The sequence below is a fragment of the Spirosoma panaciterrae DSM 21099 genome (assembly GCF_000374025.1).
Taxonomy (GTDB): Bacteria; Bacteroidota; Bacteroidia; order Cytophagales; family Spirosomataceae; genus Spirosoma; species Spirosoma panaciterrae.
The window spans coordinates 613,908-631,340 of record NZ_KB893172.1 but is presented as its reverse complement, the minus strand read 5'-3'; the positions used below and the strand labels follow the sequence as shown (position 1 = coordinate 631,340).

16 protein-coding genes are annotated in these 17,433 nt (G+C 46.8%); 7 read left to right on the top strand and 9 right to left on the bottom strand.

Annotated elements, in window-relative coordinates; genetic code table 11:
- Positions 1-77 precede the first annotated feature (77 nt).
- Entirely contained in the window at positions 78-773 is a 696-nt protein-coding gene (radC, locus tag B153_RS0102565; protein ID WP_020595098.1) for a RadC family protein, read from the top strand.
- Positions 774-821: 48 nt separating this feature from the next.
- On the opposite strand, the gene B153_RS0102560 is transcribed toward radC, so the two are convergent.
- From B153_RS0102560 to B153_RS0102545, 3 genes are all read right to left on the bottom strand, one after another.
- On the bottom strand, positions 822-1,400 hold the full coding sequence (locus B153_RS0102560; RefSeq protein WP_020595097.1) for a pseudouridine synthase: 579 nt from the start codon (positions 1,398-1,400) through the stop codon (positions 822-824).
- A gap of 60 nt (positions 1,401-1,460) precedes the next feature.
- Positions 1,461-2,237, bottom strand: coding sequence for an exodeoxyribonuclease III (locus tag B153_RS0102555; RefSeq protein ID WP_026261859.1), 777 nt, complete (start codon positions 2,235-2,237; stop codon positions 1,461-1,463).
- Positions 2,238-2,891: 654 nt separating this feature from the next.
- Positions 2,892-4,112 (bottom strand): nucleoside permease, encoded by a 1,221-nt coding sequence (locus B153_RS0102545; RefSeq protein ID WP_020595094.1) that lies wholly within the window; start codon positions 4,110-4,112, stop codon positions 2,892-2,894.
- 189 nt (positions 4,113-4,301) lie between these two features.
- On the opposite strand from B153_RS0102545, the gene B153_RS0102540 reads away from it, so the two are divergent.
- Together B153_RS0102540 and B153_RS0102535 are read left to right on the top strand one after the other, a co-directional pair.
- Positions 4,302-5,021, top strand: coding sequence for a LolA-like protein (locus B153_RS0102540; protein WP_020595093.1), 720 nt, complete (start codon positions 4,302-4,304; stop codon positions 5,019-5,021).
- 144 nt (positions 5,022-5,165) lie between these two features.
- Positions 5,166-7,355 carry a M28 family peptidase gene (locus B153_RS0102535; protein ID WP_020595092.1) on the top strand — a complete coding sequence of 730 codons (2,190 nt, stop codon included), beginning with the start codon at positions 5,166-5,168 and terminating at the stop codon, positions 7,353-7,355.
- Between the two features lie 579 nt (positions 7,356-7,934).
- On the opposite strand, the gene B153_RS37535 is transcribed toward B153_RS0102535, so the two are convergent.
- The 4 genes from B153_RS37535 to mutS all read right to left on the bottom strand — a co-directional run bounded on the left by B153_RS37535 (position 7,935) and on the right by mutS (position 13,520).
- Positions 7,935-8,501, bottom strand: a complete 567-nt coding sequence (locus B153_RS37535; protein ID WP_211221646.1) for a T9SS type A sorting domain-containing protein — start codon at positions 8,499-8,501, stop codon at positions 7,935-7,937.
- A gap of 180 nt (positions 8,502-8,681) precedes the next feature.
- Complete coding sequence (locus B153_RS34510; protein WP_020595090.1) at positions 8,682-9,266, bottom strand: DUF6242 domain-containing protein; 585 nt, start codon at positions 9,264-9,266, stop codon at positions 8,682-8,684.
- A 1,068-nt stretch (positions 9,267-10,334) separates the two neighbouring features.
- Entirely contained in the window at positions 10,335-10,838 is a 504-nt protein-coding gene (locus B153_RS0102520; protein ID WP_020595089.1) for a Rad52/Rad22 family DNA repair protein, read from the bottom strand.
- Positions 10,839-10,859: 21 nt separating this feature from the next.
- Complete coding sequence (gene mutS / locus B153_RS0102515) at positions 10,860-13,520, bottom strand: DNA mismatch repair protein MutS (protein WP_026261858.1); 2,661 nt, start codon at positions 13,518-13,520, stop codon at positions 10,860-10,862.
- Positions 13,521-13,656: 136 nt separating this feature from the next.
- Here mutS and B153_RS0102510 point away from each other — a divergent pair, with 136 nt between their 5' ends.
- Entirely contained in the window at positions 13,657-14,421 is a 765-nt protein-coding gene (locus tag B153_RS0102510; RefSeq protein ID WP_020595087.1) for a DUF7003 family protein, read from the top strand.
- 88 nt (positions 14,422-14,509) lie between these two features.
- On the opposite strand, the gene B153_RS0102505 is transcribed toward B153_RS0102510, so the two are convergent.
- Together B153_RS0102505 and B153_RS0102500 are read right to left on the bottom strand one after the other, a co-directional pair.
- Complete coding sequence (locus tag B153_RS0102505) at positions 14,510-14,806, bottom strand: helix-turn-helix domain-containing protein (protein WP_020595086.1); 297 nt, start codon at positions 14,804-14,806, stop codon at positions 14,510-14,512.
- Positions 14,807-14,816: 10 nt separating this feature from the next.
- Positions 14,817-15,167 (bottom strand): type II toxin-antitoxin system RelE/ParE family toxin, encoded by a 351-nt coding sequence (locus tag B153_RS0102500; RefSeq protein ID WP_020595085.1) that lies wholly within the window; start codon positions 15,165-15,167, stop codon positions 14,817-14,819.
- 67 nt (positions 15,168-15,234) lie between these two features.
- Between B153_RS0102500 and B153_RS0102495 the strand changes: the two genes are divergently transcribed.
- From B153_RS0102495 to B153_RS0102485, 3 genes are all read left to right on the top strand, one after another.
- Positions 15,235-15,768, top strand: coding sequence for an RNA methyltransferase (locus B153_RS0102495; RefSeq protein WP_020595084.1), 534 nt, complete (start codon positions 15,235-15,237; stop codon positions 15,766-15,768).
- 73 nt (positions 15,769-15,841) lie between these two features.
- Complete coding sequence (locus B153_RS0102490; protein ID WP_020595083.1) at positions 15,842-16,291, top strand: hypothetical protein; 450 nt, start codon at positions 15,842-15,844, stop codon at positions 16,289-16,291.
- Positions 16,292-16,575: 284 nt separating this feature from the next.
- The gene (locus tag B153_RS0102485) at positions 16,576-17,370 is read left to right on the top strand and encodes a sensor histidine kinase (protein WP_245564818.1); all 795 of its coding nucleotides are present in this window, start codon (positions 16,576-16,578) and stop codon (positions 17,368-17,370) included.
- Positions 17,371-17,433 lie beyond the last annotated feature (63 nt).

The window sequence follows — 17,433 nt, the reverse complement described above, 5'->3', positions numbered from 1 at the left end:
AGAACCTTACCTATTTGTGGGTAAGGTTTTTTTGTGCATTTTGTCGACGAAAAATACGCCGTAACATACTTGCACGAATGAACTACGAAAATTCCGGCACCATTCAAAGCTGGGCTGAAGAAGACCGCCCACGCGAAAAGCTGATGCTAAAAGGGAAAGCGGCCCTATCAGAAGCCGAACTGATCGCTATATTGATTAACTCAGGTACGGTAGATCTGACAGCCGTTGATGTCGCTAAAATTATTCTGAAAAGCGTCAACAACAACCTCAACGATTTAGCAAGACTGAGCATTAAAGACCTGTCGAAATTTCGGGGTATTGGCGAAGCAAAGGCCATCAGTATTGTAGCCGCCCTTGAACTGGGCCGTCGGCGTAAAGAACAGGATCGTCCCCAACGGGCTCGCGTAACCTGCTCCCGCGATGCTTACAATGAAATGATTCCACACCTGATCGACAAACCGCACGAAGAGTTCTGGATTTTGCTGATGAACCGGGCCAATGAGATTCTCCGGCCTGTACAAATTAGTTCGGGGGGTATATCGGGGACGGTAGCCGATCCCAAGATCATTTTCAAGCAGGCCATCGAGTATCTAGCTTCATCGATTATCCTGTTCCATAATCACCCTTCCGGCAACCTCATGCCCTCTCAGGCCGATAAGGACCTGACCCGAAAGCTAAAGGATGCCGGGCGAATTCTGGACATTCCGGTACTGGACCATCTGATTTTCACTGACAAAGCCTATTACAGCTTTGCCGACGAGGGTATATTATAAATTCATTTGGTTATCATTGACCGGGAGCAAAAGCGATTAATGTAATGACTATAAGTTTAGCCCTCGCATCACGTCATTACGACTCAACTCGCGAATATCACCGGATTGCATGCCTTCGGCTGTCAGCCTTTCGATAGCCCAACGGACTAGTCGAAGTGTGGGATAGCCAACCGAAGCGGTCATTTTGCGCACCTGCCGATTTTTACCTTCATGCAGCGAAATGGATAACCAGGATGTGGGAATGTTTGCCCGGTATCGAATTGGTGGATTTCGTTCCGGTAATGCTGGTTCGGAAATAACGTGAGCGTTGGCAGGCAGCGTGTGGTACGGTTTCCCATCTACCGAAATCGTTACGCCTTGCGTTAGTTGAGCACACGCCTGTTCGGTAAGCGCCCCATCTACCTGTACGTAATACGTTCGATTATGCCGAAACTTCGGATTCAATAGCCGATGGTTCAATTGCTTATCACTGGTCAGGAGCAGTAAACCTTCGCTATCGGCATCGAGCCGCCCTACTGGATACACATCTTTCGGAAACGCAAAGTCCAGATCGGCCAGCGTAGGCTTATCACCCTCCCGCGAAAACTGCGAGAGCATGAGGTAAGGTTTGTAGATGAGGTAATACATGATTTAAAAGAGCGAAAGAGTGAAAGAGCGAATGGCTGACGCAGGCCATTTTTCGCTCTTTCACTCTTTCACTCTTTCGCTCATTGATAACCACACTGGACAGTGATCGGCATGGACGGCGTCGGGGAGCATCTGACAATCGAGAATTTGATCGCGGAGGTTGTCGGTTAACGATGCATAATCGATACGCCAGCCCTTGTTATTACCCCGCGCGCCCGCCCGATAGCTCCACCAACTGTAGGCAACCTTGTCGGGATTTTTAAAGCGGAATCCATCGGTCATACCGGAACCAAACCAGCTATCCATCCAGGCCCGCTCTTCGGGCAAAAACCCGGTTGTATTTTTATTCCGAACCGGATCATGAATGTCGATGGCGTTGTGCGCAATGTTGTAATCACCAACAACGATCAGTTTAGGCCGCGTTTTACGTAGGGTATCGATATACGTATAGAAATCGGTCAGGAATTCCATCTTCACACCCTGCCGAATCTCACCCGATGTGCCTGAGGGGAAATAACAGTTCAGCAAGGTCAGATCGCCAAAATCAGTACGAAGAATCCGGCCTTCGCAGTCGTACACAGGCAATCCACAACCCAACACAACATTGGTAGGCGCAATTTTCGAGAACGTTGCTACTCCAGAATAACCTTTCTTCTCGGCGGCATGCCAGTGGTATTGATAACCCAACTCTTCAAATGGCTTCAGGTCAACCACATCGGCAGTGGCTTTCACTTCCTGAAAACAGAGAATATCGAACGATTGAGTAGCCAGCCAGTCGATCAGACCATTGCGCATAGCCGCCCGGATACCATTTAAGTTATAGGATATAAGTTGCATTGAAAGAAGGAGAAAAGGCTAAGAATCAGCCAATTTATCTTGCTTTTTAACGGCGTCAATGATTTCATCGATCATCAAAATATCATTCAAATCCTTTGTACGACGAGCCAATATCTTTGCCTCCCGAAGATCATTTATGTGTAAAAAGTAAATCGTATACCCTCAATATCACTATCTTCATAACCAAAAGCCGAAATAGCTTTTAAAAATCGGTCTCTATTCTCATTTGTGGGTCGAAGCCAATATCCGCATCTTAGGTAAATCGAATAGCTCCATTCAGAATTAGTGCCAACCCACCGATCAGGATATACTCTACCTTCTCGACATCAGCCGCTACAACAAACTCAAGAAATTCGGTACTATCTACATCCATGAGGGCTTTTCCAGCGTGATTCGTTTGGGTAATTGTTCTGGATTTCCTAGCAGTCCGTAATACATACGTCTGAGCTTAATGTAAACAGCCCAACGTTCCTCAGGCGTCATCATAGCATTTTCTCGTACCTGGTCTTTATGGGGACCATTCAAGTCTGTATAAAAGCTAATCCGCCTTCTCTTTTCCATATATAATAGCAAACTGAAAGAAGGTAAAAAGGGAGGAACGAAACGAAGCAAAATAGTACAGTCAAACCCTTCCTCTCCTCCCCTTTCTCCTTTTTATAAATTCCCAGCAACCAATTCGCCTTCCTTGGCCTGCGTTCTCTGTTTATCGGTAAACAACAGTACAAACAGAATCAGGACAACAGCCGCAATACCCGCTGGAACCAGCCATACGTTTAGCCAGTCTTTGGTGCCATCGGGTCGGGTGTACATGTCCAATACAATGCCCGAAATTTTGGAACCAATGCCCATGCCGATGCCGTAAGTAGCCAGCGAGATCAACCCCTGGGCCGACGATTTAATTTTTTCACCGGCCTTATTATCGGTATAAATCTGCCCGGTAACGAAGAAGAAATCGTAACAGACACCGTGTAGCACAATCGCCAGGTAAAGCATCCACTCCGACGACACATCACCGTATCCAAAGCAGATGAACCGAATAATCCAGGCAATCAGGCCAACAATCAACATTTTCTTCACACCCAACCGAGTATACGCCAGCGGGATGAGCAACATAAAAATCACTTCCGACGCCTGGCCCAGCGACATTTTGTTCTCTACATTCTGCATCCCCCCATCCGTCAGCGAGGGGTTGGCCATAGCGTAATAGAACGAAAGTGGGATACAGATCAATACCGACGACAGGAAGAAGATAGCAAATGACCGATCTTTAAACAGCTTGAACGCATCTAGACCTAGTATCTGCGAAAACGAGGTAGAGGTAGTAGCTTTCGGTGGCGTATCGGGCAGGAAGAAGGCAAGCACACCCAGGATAGCCGCTGAATACATTGACAATTGAAAAATCGTAACCTTATCGCCAAAACCATAGTAGCCCACAATGTTGGTTACGATAATCCAGGCTACTGTACCCAATACCCGTATACCAGGAAATTCATTTTCGGGGCTGCTCATTTGCTGCATGGCAATGGACGAGGTCAACGCCAGTGTAGGGGCAAACGTAAGGCAATAGGCCAGGATCAGGTAGAAAAACTGCCCGGGATCGGTATTCTGGGTAATAAAATATAAAACGACTGCACCCAGCAGATTCAGAACGCCCAGCACCTTCTGAGCCGCAAAGTAGCGGTCGGCAATCATCCCAACGAAGAAAGGCGCAATAATCATTGCCAGCGAAAAGGCAGCATACGCATTACCAACCTGATCGCCAGTAGCATGTAATTGGGTTAAAAGGTATTTACTCATTTGACCGTACCAGGCTCCCCATACAAAAAACTGGAGAAACATCATGACGGAAAGTTTGACGCGGGTCGTAGGCGACATTGTCTGTTTTACTAGTTAAGGTTTCAACCGATGAAGGTAGCCAACAGCCGTCAGCCCTGCAAGCCGATAGACCGCGAAAGTTGCCGACTGTGCAATAATGTATCCATTTCTCGTTTGTTATAACGAAACTCGTACGCACTTTCTGCACCAGAGGTCTACCTTTGGTGTAACTTCTGACTAAACTAGTAGATGAAAACACAACTGAAAACCCTTATTGCCCTGGTGGCGTTTCCGGCCTTAACCTTCGCCCAGACAGCCGATGAAGTGATCGATAAAAACATTGCGGCTTTAGGCGGAGCCGACAAATTGGCCGCCGTCAAAACGTTGCAGTATGATCAGAGCCTGAGCATAGCAGGTATGGATCTGTCGGGCAAATCGTCCATCGTTGTTGGTAAGTCGATGCGTCAGGATATTTCTGTTATGGGCCAACAAATTACAAATGTTGTTGACGGCGATAAAGGCTGGACCATTAACCCCATGCAGGGCGGCTCAACCCCGACGGCCCTTCCTGAGGATCAGGTGAAAATTCAGAAAGGAAATACCAGTGTGATGGGAGCTGACCTTCTAGTAGCCAAAACGCAAAAATATCCGGTTGAATTGGTCGGAAAGGAAAAACAGGGCGAAAAGGATGTTTATAATCTGAAAGTGACCCGCCCCGAAGGCGTTGCCAATTATTACGTTGATGCGTCGACCTATCAAATTACCGGCATGAAAGCCACCGTCAATGTACAAGGCCAATCGGGTGATATAAAACTTAAATACGGCGGCTATAAAACCATTGAAGGACTTACCGTGCCAACCACTATTGACATGGAAACACCAGGTGCCCCCGGCCCGATCACAATCACCATATCTAATATTGTTTTCAACCCAACCATCGATCCGTCAACCTTTGCTATGCCTAAGTAAAGCAACCGTATTCAGAGTTCATTACCCAGTACCCAAAGAGACGTATCAAATGCGTCTCTTTTTTATTACTCCAAATATTCATCGGCACATTTTCGGCTTTGCCATAGCAAATGTCGATATTTGAGAATCATCAACCTGATTCTTATGAGATCATTAAAACTACTCACAACCTCCAGTTATACCTTAACGCTATTGCTGGGCGTAACAACTGTACTGGCACAGAATTTATCGGGGTTCACCCCCACCCGCCAGACGACCCAGCTCAAGCTTGAATCGGAGTTTAAGACCAAACAATCGTCGGCTGCGTTTAAGAACCATCTTGAAAAACTGAGCAGTGTTCCGCACATTACGGGCACGAAGGAGAACGAGCAGGTACGCGACTACATTGCCGAAACCATGCGCAAAGCAGGTTGGCAGGTTGATATTTACCCACACGATGTACTATTACCCAAAGGGCCGGGTGAGATTGCCGTTGAACTCGTAGAGCCGATCCGCCAGCCACTAAACATCCGGGAGTACCTTTTCAAAGAAGATAAATACAGCACCGACCCACGCCTGACTCCCGGTTACAATGCCTGGTCGGGTTCGGGCGATGTAACGGCCGAAGTTGTGTACGCGAATTACGGCCGTAAGGAGGATTTTGAGCAACTGAAAGCAATGGGCATTTCGGTGGCGGGCAAGATCGTACTGGCTCGTTACGGTGGAAATTTTCGGGGTTATAAGGCGCAGTGGGCACAGGCTTCGGGAGCCATTGGCGTTATCATTTTCACCGACCCGGCCGATTCAGGCTATATGCGTGGGCTTACCTTTCCCGAAGGCCCTTACTATAGCGAAAGTGTAATTCAGCGTGGCTCATTACTCACCACACCCTACACAGGTGATCCATTGACACCGGGCGAACCAGCCTTGCCTATGGACGCTAAAAATACCCCCAAACGACTCGATCAGAAAGATGTAGCTTTTCACAAAATTCCCGTTACACCCCTCCCCTATGGCTCAGCCACCGAAATCCTGAAACGCATGACAGGCCTCAGACCTGTTCCGGCAGGCTGGCAGGGCGGTTTGCCCTACACCTATCGGCTCGAAGGGGGCAGTGACCTGAAAGTGCGGCTGATGGTCAAACAGGAAAAAACCATCCAGCGAATTTATCAGGTAGTTGGCACACTCACTGGGGCTGAATTTCCTGACGAATGGATCATTGCCGGCTGTCATTACGACGCCTGGTCGTACGGGGCCACAGATCCCAACTCGGGCACGGCTATGCTGCTCAGCATGACCGAATCGCTCGGAAAGCTGGCAAAAGCCGGGCAACGACCACGGCGCACAATCAAAGTCTGCCACTGGGATGCCGAAGAACCGGGTGTGATTGGTTCGGCCGAATGGAGCGAACAGTTTCGCGATGAACTGACCCAGAAAGCAGTAGCCTATATGAACTACGATGCCGCTGTTTCGGGACGTCGATTTGGGGCCAGTGCATCGCCCTCGATGAAGAAGCTGATTATTGAGGCTACCCAGTCAGTCCAGTACCCTGACTCGAACCAAACCGTTTATCAGCACTGGCTAGGCCATACAGCGGCTGGCAATCCTACTCGGGTCACAGGTTCCTCGGCTCCGGCCACGCAGGCTGGAGAGCCAACAATTGGCAATCTAGGAGGTGGCTCCGATCACATTGCGCCTTACATGCACATTGGCATTCCGGCACTCAGCGCGGGAACAGAGGGTCCTACGCTGTATCATTCGCAATACGACGACCTGTACTTCTACGACAAATTTGCCGATCCAACGTACAAAATGGGACCGATGATGGAACAGGTTGTCGGCACTATGACCCTTCGCCTTGCCAATGCCGATCTGGTGCCTTATGACCTGGCCCGGTATCCGGCTGATCTGGAAGTCCATTTAAAAGCTGCCGAAAAAGCCATTCAGACGTATGCACCGACCTATTCAATAGCTCCCTTATTGACTGCCGTTGCTGATCTGAAAAAGAATGCGGACGCCTGCGAAACGGCTCGGCAAACCTACCTGAAGTCGGGCCGTACTGATAAACTAGTGGAGCTAAACAAAGAGTTACGCATGCTGGAACGATCGTTTATTGATCCCAAAGGCAACGCATTTGGCAGCTGGTATCGTTCGTTGTACGCATCTTCCGACCCTTACAGTGGTTACGCATCCTGGATGTTACCAGGGCTCCTTTACGAAGCATCGCTGAAATCTACAGCTAATTTGCCTGATCTGGAAGCACGCTATAAAAAGGCCATCCAAACGCTCAGCGATAAGCTATTGGTAATTTCACAAGGGATGGGTTCTCCTGCCAGTGTAGGAAGTGGTAAATAACTGTATAAAAAACTGATTTATATATCAGAAATATTGCTCCATCATTCGAAGTTTATCTGATACCCTCTGCTCCCCAAAGCCATGAAATGCCCTCTAATGATAGACCTCCATGTTTAGAGCATTGTATTCGTATATCCATCCCAATTTACATACATCATCAGTAGTCAGATAAATCAGTTTATTTGAACCACCTGAACGAGCAAGCTCGCTTGATTTAAATAGTGTCGGAGTAATTTTGGAGCTTTTTATAATTTTTTACGATATATCCTCTTAAAACCTCATTCGGAGATATGAGAGGATATATCGTAAAAACAGGTTTGAACTCAATTCGTATACTTGGCTTATCCTTTACACTATGATGCAAGAGCGGGCGAACCAAGAGTCAAGTTATCCAAAGTAACCCGGTAACTGATAGGTATTACACCCAAGTACTACCAAAGCCATCGGTGCTAGAGCCAGTCTTTAAGGTTAATTTACGGATATTACCCAACACCTTCAGCTTAGGACTCAGATAAGACTTCTTCACTGGGCAAATAGGCCCATTTATTTTTTTTGATTGCATGATTGAATGATTTAATACTATTGAACCACTAGCCGATACTGACGCGACTGCCCTCGCTCCTCAACGGTTAACAAATACGCTCCTGCCGATAAATGGCCAGATGACCGTAATAACAAATTACCCGACTCAACGCCTACTTTCTGCAAAGGTACCATCTGACCATTAACCCCATAGAGCTTCACTGAGGCAGTTTGCGGTTCATCTAAGCTGAGAGTAAAAAGCTCTCCGGTGGTCATTGGGTTAGGCCACACGCTGTACGGTACATCGCGTAGTATAACGGATACGGCTGGGAACGTGGTGCGTTGCCCACTTAGGTCGGCTTGAGTAAGTCGGTAGTAGCTAATGCCCCGAATAGGCTTCTGGTCAATAAAAGTATAGCGGCTTATAGCCTGGATATCACCTGACACATCCGTTATCTGACCAACACTTTCAAACTGTCGCAAGTCTGTACTTCGTTCAATGTAAAAGGCCTTGTTACTGTTTTCCCAGGCTGTAGACCAATTGAGCTGTATAGTATTGTTGTCTAGCGTTTTGGCTGAGAAGGAAACCAGACTGACAGGCAATGTAGAAATATTTGCTATCATGATTGTGCCGACATCATTAACAATGTCGCCCGATACTGCTGCAAATACACCATTACCAAAGGTTATCGAAGTCCAGGGATCTGCCGGCGCTCCAGGGCAAGCGGTCCAGGTAGTACCATTGGTTGAGATCATTACCTGAGTAGCAGCCGTATTACCAGAAACAGCAATAAATAATCCGCTTCAGTAGGTTACTGAAATTGCTCCTATCGTTCCTGCTGTTGTATGACTCCAGGTAATGCCATCGGTCGAAGTTATTACATCCCCTTCAGCAGAAACGACGACAAACTTTCCTCCACCATAAGTTACTTCAGTCCAAGTTGGCGATACCGGAACAGTTACATCGGTCCAGGTAATCCCATCGGAAGAAGTCATTACCCCTCCATCAGTACCAACAGCGACAAATTTCCCCCCACCATAACTTACTGAGTGGAAAGCATGCGCCTGCGTACTTGCGGTTGTAACATTAGTCCAAGTAGTTCCATCTGGCGAGGTCACTATATCACCCGTAGTACTAACGGCAACAAACTTCCCTCCCCCATAAGCTATGGAGACCCAAAAAGCGGATACAGAGACTGATCCAAGTGACCAGTTAATACCATCGGATGACGTCATTATCTGGTCACTTGGATCGGCAGCAACAGCGACAAACTTTCCTCCACCATAGGCAACTGAGTTCCAGTCATAGGAGCCAGCCGCCGTTCGATTGGTCCATGTACTGCCATTAGGTGAGGTTTGTACAACCCCCTGACCAACCGCAACAAACAAGCCCCCGCCATAGGTTACATCATTAATGAAACTGCTGTTAGCAGGCGTTGGCTTCGTCTAGGTTGGGCAGGATTGGGCGTCCGTAGACCGATAGCTACCTAGCAATAAAACAGGTAAAAGCCAACCAACTAATGATGACTTACGTGTTAAGCAGATTAACTGCCTATTGAAAGTGCATAAAATTTTTATCATAATTCAACTTGTCATTTAAGCATATATATCTTATCAGTGACAAATATATATATTTGTTTGTTTTATGAGTATATAATATAATCTACTAAAAATTTTTTATCTATACTTAATATATTAAAGATTGAAATTTTCGTGGCAACAAAGCCTAACTTGATTAACAACTAAATACTTCATTAGCAATTCAGTCGTAGGCATCGAAGTAGATTATTCTTTACCTGCTCAAGGAGTTCCCCGGCTACTGGATCAGTGGAGCTTGGCGCAGATACGCCAAACGGTGGATGAGTGGTTAATCGAATACAATACAGAGTGACCTCATTAGGCATTGAAGTTCATGAAACCCGTCGAATATCGACAGGCTGACCTCCAGCCAAAACTGATCCTCCAAACGGGGTAAGGACAAGTGGGCCGTTTAGGATGCTTTTGTCTGTTGTTGGAAAGTAAAGTAGAACGACCGTCCTTTTTCAGCGGCCTTTTTAGATAGATTATCTTGAAAAAAAGGTGGCTCCCCTTCTTGAAGCCACCTTTCTCACTTTCCATTTAAGTCATGCTGCCACAGCCACTTATCTTACAAAGATATACATTGGTTACACGCATCAATCAACTCGATATAGAGCACAAAATACAAAGCGCTTTTTCGGAGAATTGTCCTAATATCAAAGACTTCTTCTAGCCATAGAACCCATACTCTCAAGCTCCAACCTGTAGATTCGAAGTCATTTTGGGAGGATACCCACAACTGTGTAGAGTCCAAAAAGAGATTTCATCCTCTCTATAATTATGAGGTAGGCTTGATTGAATGCATCAAGATTGCCCAATACAGCAAGGCGTTCAAAAGCATTGATTATACTATAGCAAATGCATCGATTTACTCACCAATCAGACGGCTTTAGACGTTGGTTTAGCGTGTTCGGGCCTCAGGACGACTACATCGCGAACCACACCGCCAGAGTTGATTTTATCGACCATCTTATCCAGCAAAGGGCCAGCCCATTCAGGAATGTATTTATCGGTGGTCTGGATCATCACCTTAGGAAAATCATATAAGGATCGACCCAGTCCAAACTGAACGGCGCAACGCTTCATGGCGTCGCTAATGCCGCCTTTTACAGGTTCAACAGTTGTACGGCTGGCCCCATCAGTTTTCCGGACGATTTCGCCACCGGGCAGAACGACCGTGATCGTACAGAGGAAACCACCATCGATTTCCTTGATTTCGTTTTGCCAGCCCGCCCAGCCAAACTGTTCGTCGAATCGCTGCATCACACAACGGTTGGTGATATACGGAACGACCACTATTTTCTGGCCATCTTTGGTCTGGCTCTGCACGCGCCACTCAATTTCCTGCACCGTCAGTGGCGCATTTAAAACGGCTAAATCCATTTTGATTGTTGTTTACTTGTTTTACTCCACTAACTTCAGCAACTCATTCAGTTTCAGCAGTGCTTCGATGGGCGTGAGCCGATTGACGTCGATAGCCCTAAGTTTTTCCTTGATGGCTTCTGATCTCGGATCGCCCGATTCGATGATGCGCAGGGCCAGTTCGCGCTCCTGGGGTACGGCCTCCCGTATTTTCTCCCGGTTCGTTTCGCGTCCGTGCGAGGATTCGAGTTGTTTTAAGATTTCATTGGCGCGGCTTACCACCTGTGCAGGCATACCAGCCATTTGGGCCACGTGAATCCCGAAACTGTGCTCCGAGCCGCCCTCCTTCAGCTTACGCAGGAAAATGACCTTATTACCCATCTCCTTCACCGCTACATTGTAGTTTTTGATGCGGTGATTATCCGTAGCCAGATCGTTCAGTTCGTGGTAGTGGGTGGCAAACAGAGTCTTGGGCCGACAGTCGGTTTTATTATGCAGGTATTCGGTGATGGCCCAGGCGATCGATACACCATCGTAGGTGCTCGTACCACGCCCGATTTCGTCCATCAACACCAGGCTTCGCTCGCTCAGGTTATTCAGAATACTGGCCGTTTCGGTCATCTCGACCATGAACGTACTTTCGCCCCTCGATAGGTTATCGCTGGCTCCCACCCGCGTAAAAATCTTGTCGATGATGCCGATCTCGGCCAACGAGGCAGGAACAAAGCTACCCGACTGCGCCATCAGTACGATCAGGGCTGTTTGCCGCAGCAAGGCTGATTTCCCCGCCATATTGGGGCCCGTAATGATAATGATTTGCTGGGTTTCGTCATCCAGATAAATATCGTTGGGAATGTAAGGTTCGCCCGGAGGTAATTGCTGCTCAACGACCGGATGTCGACCATCTCGGATGTTCAACACCTTACTTTCATTGATCTGCGGACGAACATATCGGTTTTTGACCGCTATCCGGGCAAACGACGCCAGTACATCCAGTACCGACAGAACACGGGCATTTTGCTGAATAGCGCCAACATATTCGCCAGCCGCCATCACCATCTCGTTGAACATTCGGGCTTCGATCTGAAAAATCTGTTCCTCGGCGTTCAGGATTTTATCTTCGTATTCCTTCAGTTCGGGGGTAATATACCGTTCGGCATTTACCAGGGTTTGCTTCCGAATCCAGTCGTCAGGTACTCGACTCTTGTGCGCGTGTGTCACTTCAAGGTAATACCCAAACACTTTATTATAGGCCACCTTGAGCGAGCCAATGCCCGTTCGTTCTACCTCACGCTCTTGCAGTTGCAACAGGTAATCTTTCCCCGAATACGCAATCGCCGTCAATTCATCCAGCTCTGCATTTATTCCGGGTTTAATCATACCGCCCTGGTTCGAAAGCGTCGGCGGGTCTTCGCGCAGTTCGGCTTCAATCCGGTCGAGCAGAAACGCTACGGGATTAAGCTGATCCGCGTATTTTTTCAGCGAAGGCGACTCGGTCTGGCTGAGGGCGGTAATCAATAATTCTTTGATTGGTAAAACGTGTTGCAGCGACCGCTTCAGTTGGAGTAGTTCGCGCGGATTGATCCGTCGAACGGCCACTTTTGAGACCAGCCGCTCCAGATCGCCAATCTGTCGTAAGTGATTTACCAGCGTGTCGGTCAGGTCGAGTTCGTTCACCAATAACTCAACCATGCTGAGCCGCTCATCGATCAGAGCTTTCTCTTTCAGGGGAAGGCTCAACCATTTACGAAGCAGCCGGGCGCCCATTGGCGTAACGGTCTGATCAAGAATTTGAATGAGCGGAACGCCCCCTTCCTGCTGTGCTGTTGTCAGTTCAAGGTTTCGGATGGTAAATCGGTCGAGCCAAACGTAGCGATCTTCTTCGAGTCGGGTTACTCGGGTAATATGCTGAAGGTCTTTATGCTCCGTTTCATTCAGGTAGTGGAGAATTACCCCGGCCGCTATAATCCCGTCGGGTAATCCTTCAATGCCGAATCCTTTCAGGGAGGTAGTCTGAAAATGCTGTTTCAGAAAATTATAGCCGAAATCGTAGGTAAAGGCCCAGTCTTCGAGCGTAAAGGTGTGAAACTTATCGCCAAACAAAGCCCCAAACTCCTGCCGATTGCGCTTGCAATAAAGTACTTCCGACGGATTGAAACTTTGAAGTAGTTTATCGACATAAGCCGCATTCCCCTGCGAGGCCAGAAACTCGCCTGTCGAAATATCCAGAAACGATACGCCAAACTGTTCATCCGAATGGCCTGCCCCACCTTTTCCAAAATGAACGGCTGCCAGGTAGTTATTCCGTCGGGTATCGAGTACGTTGTCGTTGAATGAAACACCGGGTGTTACCAGCTCGGTAACCCCACGTCGAACAATCCCTTTGGCGAGTGCCGGGTCCTCCAACTGGTCGCAAATGGCTACACGTTCGCCCGCCCGAACCAGCTTGGGCAAGTGTGTATCCAGCGAATGATGGGGAAAGCCAGCCAGCTCTTCATTAGAGCCTCCATTGTTGCGTTTGGTAAGCGTAATACCCAGAATCTTACTGGTTTTTACCGCATCTTCGCCGAAAGTTTCGTAGAAATCACCGACCCGAAAAAGCAGCAGGGCACCGGGATATTTGGCTTTGATCTGGTTGTATTGGCGGTTGAGAGGAGTTTCGTTCTTCTTCGTTTGTGGCTTTGCGGCATTAGCGGTTTTCACTGATTTCCGTCGGATTGTACTAAACAAATCTACTGATTTTTGAGGATAAAACCACATAGTAAGCATTCTCTCTTGGACATAGATTCTGATTATTTATATTCCCATATTGTCCTACTACCAATTGACCATCACCTATATGCCTTCGTATTTAAATAGCTCTTATTCGGTTGCTGATATTTTAGCAATTCTTGACGAGGCTGATTTTAATGACCCTTATAATAATTTCTTCAATCTTGAGCACCCCTATGTTTACACTGCTGGTAGTTCTTTGACTTTATTTGCCAACGACGAACATTGGGCAATTGTCTTTGAAAAGTCGGGCTTCTCTCCAAGGTCGGGCTATCCAGGTATTGAATTATACTATTTTGGCAATTGTCTGATAAATCTCGACAAAGCTGGAGCTTATAATCAGTTCACTCATAACGTAAAATATATACCTCTTATCGACCCTGAAACCGTATGTGATATTACGGAAGGCGAGGGACACTTAAATAGCTCCGTCAAAAGTATTAAGATTCATGGGAATCTTGTTCCGGTAAACCAAAATCCAAAAGATTATGAAAGACTAGGCATTATGGTCAATAATTTTGAAAACCCCCACAAATTAATTGATTACCGTAGCCTAGTACGGTATTTAGCAGATACAAATTCAGAAAGTCTTCTCGCTCCTGAATACAAACTACGGATGTGTTTACCCGATAATCTTCCTCGTATTATACGGATTAACAAATGGCATCATAAGCAGTACCTTCCCCAGTTTAAGGAGGGAATAAAGCCAAGCGACTATGAAACCTATCGGATGATTGCAGATGTACTTGTAACTAAAAATCCAGCTTGCTGGAAACCCACCTTACCGCCCAACAATGATTGGCGTAATTGGCCAGAAGCTGGCAGGCTTTAACCATATTCTTGATTCTTGCTTTTGTTTTTTTATATTCCTTGTACGCAAAAGCGAATTTCATTGCGCATTCAACCCAACCCATTTCTAATCAATCATTTAATACAAAACCTTTTCCAAAACCTGCTTCAAAAAGTACATTGAGCATAGTAGTTGAAAGTTCTATTTGCCCCCGTTCGAGCCGGGCGATCAGGCTTTTCTTCGTACCCGTTTTATGGGCTAATTCTTCTTGGGTTAGTTTAGCCAGACGGCGCTCTTCTTTAAGCATTTCGGCAATCATAAAAGCGCGGGCTTCTTCTTCGAATTGCTTACGACCAGCCGTTCCTTTAGGCCCATACTGGCCAGTAAAATGCTCGTCGATATTTGCCAAAACAGGTTTATCAGCCATAGCTCCCAAGTTACTTCTTCTTTTTATCACTAAAATACTGAGTCATCAATTTCTCCGCCAGTTCAAGCTCGCTCTTAGGTGTCTTCTGCGATTTTTTCTGAAATCCGTTGTAGAGAATTATTAACCTACCTTCATCAAAACAAGCAAATATGCGATAGATGTTCCCCTGCACTTCCACGCGTATTTCATAAAGCCCTGTACTTCCTTCAATATGTTTTAAAAATCTCTCTGGTATTCGATCTACATGTTGTAATAGGTAAAGAACATAGTCAATTTTCTTCTGAACTATTGACGGCTGAAGTGTGTAAAATTCATCAAAATAATGCTTATATCGAAAAAGTATCCTAATTGACTCTTCCATCGACAAAGCTAATTATTTCTCACCTTGTTACGTTCTTTGCCATAAAAATTACGTTTGAATCCAATCTATGCATCCCCGAAAACTCTCACTCGATGAATTGAACCGCCTGTCGGTCGATGACTTCAAACAAGCCGAAAAATTCTCATATTGCCTCATTCTGGACGATATACGCAGCCTCAACAATGTGGGTTCAGTGTTTAGAACAGCCGATGCGTTCCGGGCTGAAAAACTCTACCTCTGCGGCATCACAGGCCAGCCTCCTCACCGGGATATTACCAAAACAGCGTTGGGCGCTACGGAGTCGGTAGATTGGCAGTATACAGCCGACATTGTCAGCCTAATTCAGCAATTGCGCATGGATGGCTGGCTTATCGTGGCTGTTGAGCAGGCCGAAGGCAGCGTACTGTTAAATGATTTTTCCCCACTTATAAACAAACCGTACGCTTTTGTGTTGGGTAATGAGGTAACGGGCGTTCGGGATGAAGTTATACAACTGGCCGATATTGTATTGGAAATCCCCCAATTCGGTACAAAGCATTCGCTCAACATTGCCGTTACAGCAGGTATTATCTGCTGGGATTTCCTGCAAAAAAGTCGGTAAAAACTTAACATTCATGTTTTGACTGTCCCGGAAATTCCGTATTTATTTGTACATTTTTACTCTACCAAGTCATATGGCAAACAAAACCCTGAAAACGAAGCAGAAGTCGCTGGCTTCCGAAATCGTAAGCACGATTGAAACCAAACTCAGTGAAGCCGGTGAAGCCACCAAAAAAATGAAAAAGTCCATCGAGAAATCGGCGGACAAACTGGCCAAGAAGCTCGCCAAATTGATGCACAAAGCAGAAAAGAAAGCCGCAAAGCCAGCTAAAAAAGCAAAGAAGACGGCTACAAAAGCGAAAAAGAAACTGGTTAAAGCCGAACAGAAAGTTGAACAAACCGCAGCAAAAGCCGTTGACACGGTAGCCAAAACAACAACGGCAGCAGCCGCCAAAACAACGAAGCCAGCCGCCAAACCAGCCACCGCCAAAACCGCACCTGCCAAAAGCCCACGGACAACGCAGCCTAAGGCTACAGCTTCCAGCTCGCCAGCCCCAGCCGAACCCGTAGCTGATAATGCTTAATTTGCCTCGTTATTTTATACTGTAACATAAAAAGCCCACCTGTCGTGGGCTTTTTATGTTAAAAACTATTGCTTTTTAGGGTATTTTGTTGTGACATTTACATAACTGCGTCGTCCATGTATCACTATTGGATTTTGCCTTTTACTAATCCATAAAAGGAGTTCAGCAGTATGCCGCCACGTTCAACCGCTTATCTGCTGATTGCGACTGCCAGTTTGCTCGTACTTCTCCTGGTCGGCTTACTATATGGCAGTTGGTCATCAGCCCATGAAAACCCGCAAACTATGAATTCAGTTTTAGAGGGAGCGACTTTACTTACGCTGTTTCTGGTGTTGCAGGGACTCATTGGCTTCACGATCTGGTGGTTTTTACGCCAACGCCAACAACCGCCCGCTCAAACCGAGGTTTTGCACTCTATTGTTCATGAATTTCAGACGCCCATTTCGGCCATTCGCATGGCCGTCGATATTCTGGATTCTCCTATTGCCCGAAATCATCCAGAACGCACTGAAAAATACGTTCGGATAATCCGGGAGGAAACCGAGCGGTTACAGCATCAGGTCGAAACCATGCTGACCCTGGCGCGGGCCGACCGCAATACGCTGGTATTAAATCCAGAACCCGTTCATTTACAGCATTTGCTTCGATCGGTAGCTGAGCGGCATGGTGACTATTTAACCCTACAACTGGTAGCCAAAGACACCTATATTCTGGCAGATCGGCTGCATTTAACCAATGTACTGTATAATCTGCTGGACAATGCCATCAAATACAGCGCAGATGACCCGGTTATCACCTTGCTTACCAAGACGGATACGGATGGACTGACGATCACCATTAAGGACAAGGGGGTCGGTATTCCTCCTAAGTTGGTGGCTAATATCTTCCAGCCCTTTTTTCGGGTTCATGACCGGAATCAACCCAGTGTCAAAGGGTTTGGTCTGGGCTTGAGCTATGTACAGCGAATTGTACAGGCACACAACTGGAGTATCTGGGTAAAAAGTGCCGTTGGGCAGGGCAGTGAGTTCATGATTCAGGTGCCCCCGAAATCAATTTTGCCTTCAACAGAGCAGGGATAGGAAAAAGCTCTCTAAAGAGCAGTTTCTATATAAAGTGGGCTAATGCCGGTTTCTGGTGCATTA

Excerpts from the sequence above, each read along its gene's own strand:
- radC (WP_020595098.1), top strand. The coding sequence starts at position 78 with ATGAACTACGAAAATTCCGGCACCATTCAAAGCTGGGCTGAAGAAGAC.
- B153_RS0102560 (WP_020595097.1), bottom strand. The coding sequence starts at position 1,400 with ATGTATTACCTCATCTACAAACCTTACCTCATGCTCTCGCAGTTTTCG.
- B153_RS0102555 (WP_026261859.1), bottom strand. The coding sequence starts at position 2,237 with ATGCAACTTATATCCTATAACTTAAATGGTATCCGGGCGGCTATGCGC.
- B153_RS0102545 (WP_020595094.1), bottom strand. The coding sequence starts at position 4,112 with ATGTCGCCTACGACCCGCGTCAAACTTTCCGTCATGATGTTTCTCCAG.
- B153_RS0102540 (WP_020595093.1), top strand. The coding sequence starts at position 4,302 with ATGAAAACACAACTGAAAACCCTTATTGCCCTGGTGGCGTTTCCGGCC.
- B153_RS0102535 (WP_020595092.1), top strand. The coding sequence starts at position 5,166 with ATGAGATCATTAAAACTACTCACAACCTCCAGTTATACCTTAACGCTA.
- B153_RS37535 (WP_211221646.1), bottom strand. The coding sequence starts at position 8,501 with ATGATAGCAAATATTTCTACATTGCCTGTCAGTCTGGTTTCCTTCTCA.
- B153_RS0102520 (WP_020595089.1), bottom strand. The coding sequence starts at position 10,838 with ATGGATTTAGCCGTTTTAAATGCGCCACTGACGGTGCAGGAAATTGAG.
- B153_RS0102510 (WP_020595087.1), top strand. The coding sequence starts at position 13,657 with ATGCCTTCGTATTTAAATAGCTCTTATTCGGTTGCTGATATTTTAGCA.
- B153_RS0102505 (WP_020595086.1), bottom strand. The coding sequence starts at position 14,806 with ATGGCTGATAAACCTGTTTTGGCAAATATCGACGAGCATTTTACTGGC.
- B153_RS0102500 (WP_020595085.1), bottom strand. The coding sequence starts at position 15,167 with ATGGAAGAGTCAATTAGGATACTTTTTCGATATAAGCATTATTTTGAT.
- B153_RS0102495 (WP_020595084.1), top strand. The coding sequence starts at position 15,235 with ATGCATCCCCGAAAACTCTCACTCGATGAATTGAACCGCCTGTCGGTC.
- B153_RS0102490 (WP_020595083.1), top strand. The coding sequence starts at position 15,842 with ATGGCAAACAAAACCCTGAAAACGAAGCAGAAGTCGCTGGCTTCCGAA.
- B153_RS0102485 (WP_245564818.1), top strand. The coding sequence starts at position 16,576 with ATGAATTCAGTTTTAGAGGGAGCGACTTTACTTACGCTGTTTCTGGTG.